The 12825-nt window shown below is 56.1% G+C and carries 12 protein-coding genes; 9 read left to right on the top strand and 3 right to left on the bottom strand.

All coding sequences use genetic code 11. The features are described from left to right. Positions 1–7 precede the first annotated feature (7 nt). From AC8GFP_RS00525 to AC8GFP_RS00500, 6 genes are all read left to right on the top strand, one after another. The gene (locus AC8GFP_RS00525; protein WP_506609220.1) at positions 8–1675 is read left to right on the top strand and encodes a bifunctional protein tyrosine phosphatase family protein/NAD(P)/FAD-dependent oxidoreductase; all 1668 of its coding nucleotides are present in this window, start codon (positions 8–10) and stop codon (positions 1673–1675) included. After that, on the top strand, positions 1675–3411 hold the full coding sequence (locus AC8GFP_RS00520) for a SulP family inorganic anion transporter (protein WP_506609218.1): 1737 nt from the start codon (positions 1675–1677) through the stop codon (positions 3409–3411). Before AC8GFP_RS00525 ends, AC8GFP_RS00520 begins: the two co-directional genes overlap by 1 nt. A 45-nt stretch (positions 3412–3456) precedes the next feature. Continuing rightward, a complete protein-coding gene (locus AC8GFP_RS00515; protein ID WP_506609216.1) occupies positions 3457–4683 on the top strand; it encodes an MFS transporter in 1227 nt (408 codons plus the stop codon). Between the two features lie 269 nt (positions 4684–4952). Then, positions 4953–5669 (top strand): class I SAM-dependent methyltransferase, encoded by a 717-nt coding sequence (locus tag AC8GFP_RS00510; protein ID WP_506609214.1) that lies wholly within the window; start codon positions 4953–4955, stop codon positions 5667–5669. Beyond that, entirely contained in the window at positions 5666–6562 is an 897-nt protein-coding gene (locus AC8GFP_RS00505; protein ID WP_506609213.1) for an NAD(P)-dependent oxidoreductase, read from the top strand. Before AC8GFP_RS00510 ends, AC8GFP_RS00505 begins: the two co-directional genes overlap by 4 nt. Further along, positions 6559–7869 carry an aspartate aminotransferase family protein gene (locus AC8GFP_RS00500; RefSeq protein WP_506609211.1) on the top strand — a complete coding sequence of 437 codons (1311 nt, stop codon included), beginning with the start codon at positions 6559–6561 and terminating at the stop codon, positions 7867–7869. The genes AC8GFP_RS00505 and AC8GFP_RS00500 overlap by 4 nt, the downstream gene beginning before the upstream one ends. On the opposite strand, the gene AC8GFP_RS00495 is transcribed toward AC8GFP_RS00500, so the two are convergent. After that, positions 7855–8031, bottom strand: a complete 177-nt coding sequence (locus tag AC8GFP_RS00495) for a DUF2256 domain-containing protein (RefSeq protein ID WP_506609209.1) — start codon at positions 8029–8031, stop codon at positions 7855–7857. The two genes, AC8GFP_RS00500 and AC8GFP_RS00495, sit on opposite strands and share 15 nt — an antisense overlap. Positions 8032–8055: 24 nt before the next feature. Further along, on the bottom strand, positions 8056–8943 hold the full coding sequence (panB, locus tag AC8GFP_RS00490; protein WP_506610508.1) for a 3-methyl-2-oxobutanoate hydroxymethyltransferase: 888 nt from the start codon (positions 8941–8943) through the stop codon (positions 8056–8058). A 94-nt stretch (positions 8944–9037) separates the two neighbouring features. Here panB and AC8GFP_RS00485 point away from each other — a divergent pair, with 94 nt between their 5' ends. Continuing rightward, positions 9038–10324 (top strand): MFS transporter, encoded by a 1287-nt coding sequence (locus AC8GFP_RS00485; protein WP_506609207.1) that lies wholly within the window; start codon positions 9038–9040, stop codon positions 10322–10324. 56 nt (positions 10325–10380) lie between these two features. Continuing rightward, on the top strand, positions 10381–11139 hold the full coding sequence (locus tag AC8GFP_RS00480) for a 2OG-Fe dioxygenase family protein (RefSeq protein WP_506609205.1): 759 nt from the start codon (positions 10381–10383) through the stop codon (positions 11137–11139). On the opposite strand, the gene AC8GFP_RS00475 is transcribed toward AC8GFP_RS00480, so the two are convergent. After that, positions 11106–12326 (bottom strand): glycerophosphodiester phosphodiesterase family protein, encoded by a 1221-nt coding sequence (locus AC8GFP_RS00475; RefSeq protein WP_506609203.1) that lies wholly within the window; start codon positions 12324–12326, stop codon positions 11106–11108. The genes AC8GFP_RS00480 and AC8GFP_RS00475 overlap by 34 nt on opposite strands. A 111-nt stretch (positions 12327–12437) precedes the next feature. Between AC8GFP_RS00475 and AC8GFP_RS00470 the strand changes: the two genes are divergently transcribed. Further along, positions 12438–12758 carry a 4a-hydroxytetrahydrobiopterin dehydratase gene (locus AC8GFP_RS00470; RefSeq protein WP_506609201.1) on the top strand — a complete coding sequence of 107 codons (321 nt, stop codon included), beginning with the start codon at positions 12438–12440 and terminating at the stop codon, positions 12756–12758. The last annotated feature ends 67 nt before the right edge of the window (positions 12759–12825 follow it).

Genomic DNA, 12825 nt, shown 5'->3' with positions numbered 1-12825 from the left:
ACATATCATGGACATCAAAGCACTCACCTCCAACCTTTCCATCAGCCCCCAGATCTTGATTTCCGAGATGCAAGCTGTGGCTGAGGCCGGCTTCAAAGCCATCATTTGCAACCGTCCTGATGGCGAAGGTCCAGACCAACCCAGCTTCCAAGAAATTGAAGCTGCGGCTCGTCAATATGGCCTGCAAGCCCAATACCTGCCTGCTGAAACAGGTAAGGTGAGTGACCAAGACGGCAAGGTTTTTGGCCAGTTGCTGCAAACCCTGCCCGGCCCGGTTCTGGCCTATTGCCGAAGCGGCATGCGCTCCACCACCATGTGGGCTTTGGCGCAATCCGGTGTCACCCCTTTGCCGCAAATTTTGGAAGCCTCCACCAAGGTCGGTTTCGACTTGAAGCCTTTGGTGCAACGCATCGCCAATGGCGGCAAAACGCCCTCAGACCAAGCCGATGCCAGCCACGATGTGGTGATCGTCGGCGGTGGTGCCGCAGGCATCTCCGTGGCCTCCAGTTTGTTGGCCCGCAGCCCACAGTTGGACATCGCCATCATCGACCCAGCCGACGCCCACTTCTACCAACCAGGTTGGACCATGGTGGGTGGCGGCATCTTCAAACCCGGTGAAACCGCTCGCACCATGGCCTCGGTCATCCCCACGGATGTCAGTTGGATCAAAGCGGCTGTGGCTGCATTCGAACCCGAGCACAACCAAGTCATTTTGGAAGGCTGCCGGGTCGTCAAATACAAACAGCTGGTGGTTTGCCCTGGCTTGAAGCTGGATTGGCAAGGCATTGAAGGCTTGAGCGACACCCTGGGGCGCAACGGCGTCACCTCCAATTACCGCTTTGACCTCGCTCCCTACACCTGGGAATTGGTGCAAAGCTTGAAAGGCGGTAAGGCGATTTTTAGCCAGCCGCCCATGCCGATCAAATGCGCAGGCGCACCCCAAAAAGCCATGTACTTGTCAGCCGACCACTGGACCCGACAGGGCGTGCTCAACAACATCGACATCCAGTTTTGCAATGCGGGTGCGGTGCTGTTTGGGGTGGCCGACTATGTCCCAGCGCTCATGGAATATGTCAAGAAATACCGCATTGGCCTGAACTTTGGTGAAACCTTGGTGGCGGTGGACGGTCCAGCGCACCAAGCCACGTTCATGAAAAACATGGCCGATGGCAGCAAAGAAAAAGTGGTGCGTGACTTTGACATGATCCACGTGGTGCCCCCACAAAAAGCCCCCGACTTCGTGCGTGTCAGCCCCCTGGTGGACGCCGCTGGTTGGGTGGATGTGGACCCGTCTTCTCTGCGCCACAAAACCTATGCCAATGTGTTTGCTTTGGGCGACGTGGCCAACACCACCAATGCCAAAACCGCTGCGGCCGCGCGCAAGCAAGCCCCCGTGGTGGCCCACAACCTCTTGGTGGCCATGGGTCAACGCCAAGGCATTGCCAAGTACGACGGCTATGGTTCATGCCCACTCACGGTGGAACGCGGCAAGATCGTGTTGGCCGAATTCACCTACGGGGGCAAGCTGGCCCCCAGCTTCCCTTCTTGGCTGATCGATGGCACAAAGCCCTCTGCTTTGGCATGGTACCTGAAAGAACGCGTCCTGCCCCCCATCTATTGGGAAGCCATGCTCAAAGGCCGTGAGTGGATGGCACAACCTGAAATGGTGGGCTGATGACTGCTTTGACCCGCTGGCTGCCTTCGGTGCCCCTGCTGGACTGGGGCCGTGCATACAACCGAGATACCTTCACCAATGACGCGGTGGCGGCACTGATCGTCACCATCATGCTGATTCCGCAAAGCCTGGCTTATGCCTTGCTGGCGGGGTTGCCGCCCGAGGTGGGTTTGTATGCCAGCGTGGCCCCATTGCTGCTTTACGCAGTGTTGGGCAGCAGTCGGGTGTTGGCCGTAGGCCCGGTGGCCGTGGTGTCGCTCATGACCGCGGCGACGGTGGCCGAACATGCGGTTGCAGGCAGCCATGCTTATTGGCAGGTGGCCATCACCTTGGCGTTTTTATCGGGTGGCATGTTGTTGCTCATGGGCTTGCTGCGTTTGGGTTTCTTGGCCAATTTTTTGAGCCACCCTGTGATTTCTGGCTTCATCTCCGCCTCTGGTTTGCTGATTGCGCTCAGCCAACTCAAGACCATCATGGGTGTGAAAGCCGAAGGCCACAACTTCATCGAACTCTTGATGTCGCTGGCTCACCAAGCCTCGAACCTGCACCTGCTCACCTTGATGGTGGGCATCGCAGCCACCGTCTTTTTATTTTGGGTGCGCAAGGGCTTGAAACCCTTGCTCATCCGCGCGGGTTTGACACCCAAGCTGGCCGATGTGTTGGCCAAAGCAGGACCGGTGGTGGCGATTGCGCTCACCACTGCGCTGGCTTGGGGGCTGGACTGGCAAGGCCAAGGGATGAAACTGGTGGGCACCGTGCCGCAAGGCCTGCCACCCCTCACCGCTCCGTTGTGGGATTGGGCGCTCTGGCAAGAACTGTTGGTGCCCGCCTTGCTCATCAGCGTGGTGGGGTTTGTGGAATCGGTGTCGGTGGGTCAAACCCTGGCTGCCAAGCGGCGCCAGCGCATCGAGCCCGACCAAGAGTTGGTGGCCTTGGGTGCCAGCAATTTGTCAGCCGCTTTCACCGGCGGCTTCCCCGTCACAGGCGGTTTTGCACGCTCGGTGGTCAACTTTGATGCCGGTGCGGTCACGCCAGCAGCGGGGGTTTACACCGCAGTGGGCATCACCTTGGCCTCCATGTTCTTGACACCCGCGCTGTTTTATTTGCCGCAAGCCACCTTGGCCGCCACCATCGTGGTGGCCGTGTTGTCGCTTGTCGACTTCAGCATTTTGAAATCCACTTGGCGCTTTTCCAAACTCGACTTCATCGCCGTGGCCACCACCTTGTTGGCCACCCTGCTGGTGGGTGTGGAAAGCGGCTTGGTCATGGGTGTGGTGGTGTCTTTGGCGCTGTTTTTGTTCCGTGCCAGTCGGCCCCACATTGCCACCGTGGGCTTGGTGCCCGGCACCGAGTATTTCCGCAACGTGCTGCGCCACGACGTGTTGGTGAGTCCCAAGTTGGTCTGCCTGCGGGTCGATGCCAGCATGTTCTTTGCCAATGCGCGGGGGGTGGAAGACCGCATCAACGCTGAAGTGGCATCGCGCCCTGAACTTGAACATGTGTTGTTGCAATGCTCGGCGGTGAACGACATCGACGCCAGTGCCTTGGAAAGTTTGGAAGCGATTGCCAGCCGTTTGAAAGACTCGGGCATCGCCCTGCACTTCTCGGAAATCAAAGGCCCGGTGATGGACAAGCTCAACACCACGCATTTCCTCAAGCATTTGCACGGCCAGGTGTTTTTAACCAACTACCAAGCCATTCAAGCCTTGACGCCCGACATCATCCAGGCACATTGAAGCCTTGATGACACCCCGGCTGCTTCCCAGTTCACAGGCCAGCACATGACCACCATGCAACTGGGTGTGCGCCACAACCTGAACCAGGTGTTGCAGCAGCTGCTGCAAGTGCTGTTGGTGGGCATGACGGTGGGCATGATGCGCAACGTGGTGCCTGCGTTGGCCGAATCTGAATTTGGTGTGCCGCGCGGCTCCTTCATGTTGTTGGTCACTTTTGTGGTGGCCTTTGGCTTGGTCAAGGGCGGGATGAATTTCCTTGCTGGCCGGTTGGCCGAGCAACATGGTCGACAAAAGGTGTTGTTGCTGGGCTGGCTGCTGGCTTGGCCCATTCCCTTCTTGATTTTTTTCAGCCCAAACTGGGCTTGGATCGTGGCGGCCACCTTGCTGTTGGGGGCCAACCAAGGCCTCACCTGGTCCATGACCCAAACCTCGGTGCTCGACTTCACCACGCCCCGTCAACGTGGTTTGGTGATTGGTTTGAACGAGTTTGCGGGTTACGTGGGCGTGGCCGTGGCAGGCATTGCCACCGGCTACGCCGCCGACTGGCTAGGGCCTCGCGCCGGGTTGTTGTGGTTCGGTGCTGGTGTGATTGGTCTGGCCACATTGTCATCGCTGTTCGCGGTGGTGGACAGTCGGCCATGGCTGGCACTGCACCCCCAACAAGCCAGTCATTCCCATGCAACGGCGCTGAGCACCTGGTCTGTTTTTCGGCTGATGACTTGGCAAGACAAACGCATGGCGGCTTTGAGCCAAGCCGGTTTGGTGGAAAAGTTTGTCGATGCCTTGGTGTGGATCATTTGGCCCATTTACCTGATGCAACAAGGCCTGTCCCTGCCTGCCATTGGCTGGGTGGTGGGCAGTTATGGCTTGACATGGGGCGTCATGCAATTGTTCACAGGACCGCTGTCAGACCGCATCGGTCGCCACCGTTTGAACCTGGGCGGTATGGGCTTGTGTGGTTTGGGTGTGGCGCTGTTTCCCATTGGTCATGGCATCCCATGGTGGGCGGCGGCGGCGGCGCTGTCCGGTTTGGGCATGGCCATGCTCTATCCCAACTTGAGTGCGGCGGTGGTGGATTTGGCGGCTCCCGCCTGGCGAGCTTCAGCCATTGGCATCTATCGTTTTTGGCGCGACATTGGCTATGCCGTGGGCGCGGCTGGCATCGGCTTGGTGGCCTTCGCCACGGGTCATCTTGAAAGCAGTTTTGGCTTTGTTGCCACCAGCATGTTCATGTCGGCGGCTTACTTGGCTTGGCGTGGACAAGACAGCTGATGCTGGCCCCAAGCAAAGCGTGCATTCCCACGGTGTCAGTGTGAAAGACTGACACCGCAGAACGCTTGGGGGTTACTTGCCGCCAGGGCCACCCGCGCCAGGGCCCAACGAGAGACTGCGGAAGATTTGTTCACTGGAGATCCTTGGTTTGTGTGTGAATCTTCAGTGTGGATGAATGATAGGAATCAAGCTTGATGCACATCAAGCAAATCAGGATCAAAGCATTTAATTTGCTAAAGTCGCCCAAAATGATAATTCCAAGGGAAAGCATGGGCGATTACACCAACATGTCGGGCTACTACGACGTCATCATGACCTCGGGCTATTACGACTACAAAAAAATTGTGGACAGCCTCACCTCCCACGGACCCCAGCAAAATGTCCTCGAAATTGGCTGTGGCACCGGTTTGATTTTGGAAGAACTGGCGAAACGCCAGCCCAGCCTGCCCATCACCGGCATCGATCTCACCGGCCCGATGCTGTCGATTGCGCAAAAACGCCTGGCCCCCTTCACCACCATTTCCCTGTCGCAGCAAAACATTTGCGAATTGACGCTGGCTGTACAGCACGAACTGGCGTTTTCCTACGGCGGCGTTTGGTACTATGTGATTGATGGCGACAAAGAGCCCTTCATGGTGAGCCATATTGCGGACGAAGAAGCCAACCGCAGGGGGTTCGAGCGTTTGTCTGCGCACATGGCCCCCGGTGGCACCTTGCTGCTGGGCATTCAAGGACCACACCACGACTACGAAACCACCATCTCCAATGGCATGGCGTATTCGCAAAAAATCGACACCACACCGATTGGCTTCACCAAGCACTATTACTTGAAAGACGGCGCCCAAACCGTGATGGACCAAACCGTGCACTACCGCACCTACACCTTTACAGAGGCCAAAGCCTTGATGCGCAGTTTCGGCTTCGAGTTTGTGAACCAGCCGGATGCGCACAAGATGTTTTTGCAATTCAAAAAAGTGAGCCTATGAGTGCACTGCCCCGTTTGTTTTTCATTGGCGTGGGCAACATGGGCAACCCCATGGCGGCCAATTTGCTCAAAGCCGGTTACCCGCTCACCGTGCACGACATCAGCCCCGAGAAAGCGCAAAACCTCATCAGCCTGGGTGCGGTCTGGGCCGACAGCATCGCTGCCGGTTGCGCCAACGCCGATGTGGTCATGGCCTCGTTGCCCGGGCCACCACAAGTGCGCGAGGTCATGCTGGGCGAGCACGGCGTCTTGGCCCATGCCAAACCTGGAGCGTCCATCATCGACACGTCCACCAGCGCAGTGGAACTGGTGCAGGAACTGGTGGCTTTGGCACACAGCAAAGGTTTGGGTTTTTTAGAAGCGCCTGTCACCAACGCGGTAGACATGGCGGCCTTGGGTCGCTTGTCCATTTTTGTGGGCGGTGAGCAAACGCTGTTTGAACAACACAAGGCCTTGTTCGAGGTGATTGGCGAAAAAATCTTCCACGTGGGTGCGCCGGGCAACGGGGCCACCATCAAGCTGCTGACAAACTTGCTGTGGTTTGTCAGCGCTGCCGCCATCGGCGAAGGTTTGATGCTGGGCGCGAAAGCGGGCATTCCGCTGCACACCGTATGGGAAGCCATCAAATCCAGTGCGGGCAACAGCTGGGTGGCCGAGCATGATGTGCCCAGCATTTTTGCCGGGCATTACGACCCGAGTTTTTCATTGGCCTTGTGTTGCAAAGACTTGGGCCTCATCAACCAGATTGCCAAAAACCAAGGCTACGAGTTGCCCATGGGCAGCAAAGCGCAAGCCTTGTTTCAAGAAGCCATGCAAACCTACGGCCCCGACGCCGCCGAGTTGCATGTGGTGAAGTTGCTGGAAGAGCGGGTGGGCCACCTGCTGCGCCCATGAGCCAACAAAAGCGTTTGCTGGCCGAGGCGCATTTGCACATGCCGCAAGGCGTGGCCGAGAACTACCGTTATTGGGGCGAAGACCGCACCGTGTTTGTGGCCCATGCCCAAGGCTGCAACTTGACCGATGAAGATGGCCGCGACTTTGTAGATTTCCGTTTGGGCTACGGGCCCATCATCTTGGGCTACCGCGATGCCCGTGTGGACAAGGCCGTCATCGAACAAATCACAAAACGCGGCACCCTCACCGGCTTTGCCACCGAACTCGACACCTTGGTGGTGAAGCAAATCAAAGCGCTGTGCCCGCAGATCGACAAAATGCGTTTCGCCAACTCGGGCACCGAAGCCGTGATGGGCGCGGTGCGCACCGCCCGTGGCTTCACCAAGCGGGACCGCATTGCCATCGTCGAAGGTTCGTTCCATGGCCTGTACGACGAGATGATGTGGAAGTCGGACATCGAACACTGGGACCCCAGGGGCAGCAGCCCGCCGCAAGTGATTCCTTTTGGCGTCGGTGTCCCCGCCCGCAGCAGAGAGTTGCTCAGCATCATCAGCCACAACGACTTTGAGGCATTAGAGAACCTGTTCAACACCCAAGGCGAGCAATTGGCCTGCGTGGTGTTGGAACCCATCATTGGCAATGCAGGCAGTGTGTCGGCCAGCCAAGCTTGGTTGCAACGCTTGCGCGACCTGTGCACCCAGCACGGCACGCTGTTGATCATCGACGAGGTGAAGTCGGGCTTTCGCGTGGCCAAAGGCGGTGCCCAATCTTTGTACGGCATCTATGGCGACTTGAGCACCTATGCCAAAGCCATGGGCAATGGCTACCCCGTAGCGGCCTTTGGTGGCCGCGCCGAGGTGATGGACGTGGTGGGCTCGGGACCAGGTGCTGTGGTGCACGGCGGCACCTACACTGGCAATTTGGTAGGCTTGAGTGCAGCCCACAAAACCTTGGACCTCTTGAGCCACACCGATGCGCTGCAAACCATCAACCACACAGGCGAACGCTTGCAAGCCTTGCTGGGCCGGGTCTTCACCGCAGCGGGTGTGGAACACGCATTCGCCGGACCACCGGCCATGTTTGGCATCCACTTCAGTGCGTCGGTGCCTACCAACTACCGCGACTGGCGCAAGACCAACAGTGCGCTCTACAACCGCTTTGCCTGGGGCTTGATCGACCGCGGCTTCATGCTGGAACCCGATTCACGCGAACCCTGGTTTGTTTGCGAAGCACATCAGCACATGGACTTTGGCCAGTTGGAAGACATGGCGACCGAGGCGATGAAGGCGGCACTAAGCCAGGCTTGACGGGTGGGTCTTGCCCGCCCTGCATTTGTCAGAGCAATACAAAACCTGCTCCCAGTTTTTCGCCCACGCCTTGCGCCAGGTCATCTCACGGCCACAGGTTTTGCAAGGTTTGCTGGGCAGGCTCTGCTTGTTGCCTTTGAAGTCAGCTGGTGTTTTTTTCATGCATGCCGCCCCTGTTTCAATGGCTTACCAAGCATGCAACTCATTCACAGGAAACCGGTTTTCTTTCACCGCATCCACAAAGGCTGTCATGGCCCCCAAGATGGTGCCGGACTCGTTCATGAAGTTGTGCGCAAACTTGGGCACCTTGCCTTGGGTCACGCCCAGCATGTCGTGCAGCACCAAAATCTGGCCTGCCGTGTCCACGCCCGCACCAATGCCGATGGTGGCGCAGCTGGTCAGGGCCTTGGTGATCTTGGCTGACAACACCGCAGGCACCATCTCCAGCACCAAGGCTTGCGCACCCGCGTTTTGCAATTGCAGCGCGTCTTGCATGAGTTGTTCGGCGCCGCTGTCGGTGCGGCCTTGCACCCGGTAGCCGCCCAAGGTGTTCACGCTTTGCGGGGTCAGGCCCAAATGGCCACACACCGGAATACCACGGGTCACCAAATACGACACCGTGGGTGCCAACCACGCACCGCCTTCCAACTTCACCATGTGGGCACCGGCCTTCATCAGCACCGACGCGCTCTCAAAGGCTTGCTCGGGAGAGGCATAGCTGGCGAACGGCATGTCACCCAAAATGATGGGGCGGCCATTTTGTTTTTGCAAACCACGCGCCACGCATTCGGTGTGATAGCGCATGGCTTCAAGCGTCACCGGCAAGGTGCTGTTGTGGCCTTGGCACACCATGCCCAGCGAATCGCCCACCAACACAATTTCCACACCGGCCAAATCGGCCACGGCTGCAAAGCTGGCGTCATAGGCGGTGAGCATGGTGATTTTTTCGCCTTCGCTGTACATCTTCATCAAGCTGTGCATGGTCATCGCTGGACGCTTGGGGCTGTCGGGGGTGCTGGGCTGAACGCTCATGGGGGTGTTTCCTTGTGCAAATGGAGGTGTCACGAATGCGATGCGGCATTCTAGGCAGTGGATTTATCATCCCGCACACTTTCAAACATCTGCCCATGGCGTGTCTCCAAAGCGACCGCCCAACAGGAGCCAAGCCATGTCCACTGCCAGCGATGACAAACCCGTTGTGCTGAATTCGCCACGCAAGATTTTGATGGCAAGCTTGATTGGCACCACCATCGAGTATTTCGATTTCTATATCTTTGGCACGGCGGCAGTGTTGGTGTTTCCGCATTTGTTTTTTGCAGCTTCCGATCCCAGTGTGGCCATCTTGCAGTCGCTGGCCACCTTTGGTTTGGCTTTTGTGGCACGGCCTGTGGGCTCGGCTTTGTTCGGCCACTTTGGGGATCGCATCGGTCGAAAGGCCACGCTGGTGGCGTCGTTACTCACCATGGGGGTTTCAACCGTTGCCATTGGTTTGCTCCCCTCTTATGCCGCCATCGGCATTGCCGCACCCATCTTGCTGGCAGTGTGCCGCTTTGGCCAGGGTTTGGGTTTGGGTGGTGAATGGGGCGGCGCGATTTTGCTGGCCACTGAAAACGCACCAGCGAACAAACGCGCTTTGTATGGCAGCGTGCCCCAACTGGGCGGGCCAATTGGCTTCTTTTTGTCAGGCAGTGTGTTCCTGGTGCTCACCACCCAAATGACTGAGGCCGATTTTCTGGCATGGGGTTGGCGCATTCCCTTCGTGGCCAGCGCTTTGTTGGTGTTGGTGGGCTTGTATGTGCGCTTGAACATTTCTGAAACGCCCCAGTTCCAAAAAGTCATGGATCAAAAAGCACGTGTCAATGTCCCCATCGTCACGGTATTCACCAAGCACACACGCTCTTTGATCTTGGGCATGCTGACAGGCTTGGGGCAATTCGTGTTGTTCTACCTGATCACGGTGTTCACCCTCAGTTGGGCCACCAGTTCCTTGGGCTACCAACGGCAAGATTTCTTGGTGCTGCAACTCATTGCGGTGGTTTTCTTCGCCATCTTCATTCCCATTGCCGCCAAAATATCAGACAAGCGCGGTCGCACCACGGCCCTCACTTGGGGCGCGTTAGGCATTGTGGTGTTGGGCTTGTTCTTGGGCCCGATGTTGCAAGCGGGCAGCTTCACCACGGTGTTGGCTTTGTCTATTGGCATGGCGCTCATGGGCATGTGCTTTGGCCCCTTGGGCTTTCTGATGGCCGAGCTGTTTCCCACCGAAGTGCGTTACACCGGCGCTTCGTTGAGCTTCAATTTATCGGCCATCTTGGGCGCTTCGTTTGCGCCCTACATCGCCACCTGGCTGGCCACCAACCATGGCCTGCAATACGTGGGCTACTACCTGTCGGGCATGGCCAGCATCAGTGTGTTGGCACTGATGGCGGTGAAGAAACACACGGACCATGCTTGAAAAAATTCAAATCCGCGCTCGCTTTTTAGTGAATTTGTCATTGATTACGATAGCGTATGCACGAACTTAAACCCCACTACGCTGAAACCACAGACATCGTTTCTTCATTGAAAAAAAATGGTTTCTGTGTCATCAACGCCGCCAATGTCGCTCAGTGGATGAACTGCTCGACACAAGAGTTGAAGAATTTGTCATTGGATTGGCACAACATGCCACATGACAAATACTTGAAAGACGGTGGTCGTTACCGCCGCCGACGTCACAGCAGTTTTGTATTTGAAGACAACAAACTGTCAAAAGTACCCCACAGGGCGCATTGGCAATCACTCGATTACAACGCGCTTCATGGCGGCATGGAGCGATTGTTTGAACCCGTGACAGACAGCACCATCGAAAAGTCTGCGTGGACAAAAATTTTGAACACATTGGCCTTGACCGCGAACCAGATCAGCCATCCAGTGGGGAAAAAATGGTGTATCGAGACGCATCAATTTCGCATTGATACAACCGATGGCATCGGTAGACCCACGCCGGAGGGTGCCCATCGCGATGGCGTTCATTTTGTAGCCGTCTTTATGGTGTGCCGTAAAGATATCAAGGGCGGCGAAACCCGCGTCTTTGATGCCAATGGACCGCATGGCGAACGATTCACCCTCACCGAGCCTTGGTCGTTGTTGCTATTGGATGACACGCGCATGATTCATGAGAGCACGCCCATTCAGCCATTGAATGCATTCGGCTATCGAGATACTTTGGTGGTGACCTTGAGTGAAAATTATTTTCAAAATGAGCGCAGCCCCATGCAGTTGGCGTAGTAAGTGGTGGTGCCTGGCCAATCTGAAAAAATACCCCGCACGCCCACATCCTGAGCCAGTACATGCACGGCTTCCATGATGTCGCCTTCGTTTTGAACGACGTCGCGCACTGACTGGTAATACCACCCACCTTTGCTCTCGGCCATGATGCCCGAGCGCTCTAAAGACCAAGCGATGATGCTCAATCCAGCATCCTTGGCATTCTGGGCATACCTGGAAGGCACCATGGCTTGCTGGTGAACATCAAGCAAGGCAAAAAGGGGTGGCCCCACCCACTGAATACCTTTGGCCTTGTATTGTTGAAGTTGTTCAAGACTGGGCAAATCATCCGGCTTGAGGGCTGCATCCAAAAAAACCGCCTGCTTGGCAAACTCCGGTTCATGTGCAATCCAATACAGAATGTCCGCTTGATGAAATGATTGCGGGAACACATGAGACGGCTTGACGTTCGCCGCCTTGTACTCGTTCAACATTTTTTGCGCGAAGTCCGCCTGACTGAAGCCGTCAAACGGCATGGGCACCACCGCTTCCTTCAACTCCGGGGTCATTTTGACGCCCAATTTTTTGAACAGGGCGATGGATTCTTGATGGGTCATCAACGTGCCGCTGCTGGGGCCGCTGTACAAATCGGAGCGCCACTTGGGGGTGCCCTTCACAAACTCAGCTGGCGTCAACGCCGTGGGGTTGAATCCATCCATCTTGCCGCGCAAGGATTTGAATTCAGCAAGTGTGATGTCGGTGGTTCTGCATTCTGCGGATGCAGACGTTTTGCTTGAAGGGTCATAGGGCTTGAAGGCTTTTGTGCACTTCTCTGCCAATGGGGTCAGCAAAATATTGGTGGTGGTGTGCAAATCGTTTTGGGCGTGGCGACACACCAGTGCCTTGTCTTTGGTGAAGGTTACGTCGCATTCAATGACCCCGGCACCCATTCTGGCCGCCGCTTCGTAAGACTCCTTGGTGTGCTCTGGAAACATCAGCGCTGCACCTCGGTGGCCAATCGAAAAATCAGTTTTTTCAAGCGGCTTGTTGCTACAACTTTCAAGCTTGGTCTTCAAGGCCGAGGACTTCATTTGAGAGATCAGAAAATACGGCCTGGGACCCACCTGCACATTCAAGGCTTGAGCTGCTGAAAAAACAGGCATCATGAGGATGAAGGGTAGAAACAATTGAATAAAAGTGATTTTCATGGTTGATGTGGTCGTCAGGACTGAAAGAAGAAAATGTTTTACCGCATTCATGAGACATTATTGTGTAATGGTGTGTTTCAAAACGAATGCCTCCGCAGAAAGGAACACGGCATGTTGCTCTCCAGTCATGACATTTCAGAACACTTGAAAAGCCTCAACCGTTGGCATGTTGACGATGCCCAATCCTTGATCTTCAAAGAATGGACGTTTGGCAGCTTCAGAACAGCCATGGGTTTTTTCGCTGCCGTCGGTGAGTTGGCAGAACGCGCCGATCATCACCCGGCCTTCATGTCCAACTACACCAAAATGCGGATTGAATTGAGTACGCATGACGCCAAGGGGTTAACCTTGAAAGACTTTCAATTGGCACTTCAAATTGATGCATTGATTGACAATGATTTTTCTGGGCAGGTGATGAATTCACATCCGTAACCAAAGGGCATGAATGATCAACACCAACCAATCAGGTTTATAAATTTATAATTGATGATGACCATCG

The sequence above is a fragment of the Limnohabitans simekii (SeqCode) genome (assembly GCF_965234735.1).
In the GTDB taxonomy this organism is placed as follows: Bacteria; Pseudomonadota; Gammaproteobacteria; order Burkholderiales; family Burkholderiaceae_C; genus Limnohabitans; species Limnohabitans simekii.
Note: the sequence above shows the minus strand (reverse complement) of the source record. Positions and strands in the feature narration are given on the sequence as shown.